The organism is Streptomyces sp. DH12 (assembly GCF_020873895.1).
In the GTDB taxonomy this organism is placed as follows: domain Bacteria; phylum Actinomycetota; class Actinomycetes; order Streptomycetales; family Streptomycetaceae; genus Streptomyces.
In genome coordinates this window covers 1-389 of record NZ_JAHWGT010001662.1, presented here as the reverse complement: position 1 = coordinate 389, position 389 = coordinate 1, and the positions used below count along the sequence as shown (strand labels likewise).

Here is a 389-nt window from a genome sequence, read left to right as displayed (position 1 = left end):
GCCAGTCCCCACACCACGGCCGCGCACCCTGCGGCGAAGACGGCGTCCCGCCGCCACGGCCAGGCGTCGCCCCGGCGTCTCAGCCGGGCGGCGCCTGCCGCGTACACCGCGGCGGCGAGCGCACAGGCGAGCGCCAGGGGCGCCGCCACCGGACCGGCGGTCACGACGGCCGCCGCTCTCCGGCCCGCCGGGCTCGCACCAGCAGCACGCCCCCGATCAGCAACAGCGCGAGTCCCGCCAGATTCCACGCCCAGTCGTACGGCGTGACGTCGACGCCGTAGCGCACCTGGTGCAGGCGCAGCACCTTGTGGTCCCCGATGCCCTCGAACACCTGGAAGAAGCCCGCACCCAGGAAGGCGCCGCTCCACGCGTGGCCCGGGGCCAGTGCC

General features: G+C 76.6%; 2 protein-coding genes. Both read right to left on the bottom strand.

The features are described 5' to 3' along the window. The coding region (locus LPA54_RS43395; protein ID WP_368857925.1) for a cytochrome c oxidase assembly protein at positions 1-107 on the bottom strand (107 nt) is incomplete at its 3' end. A gap of 53 nt (positions 108-160) precedes the next feature. Then, positions 161-389, bottom strand: a 229-nt coding sequence (locus tag LPA54_RS41615) for a DUF2243 domain-containing protein (protein WP_228985547.1), incomplete at its 5' end; no start/stop codon positions are given.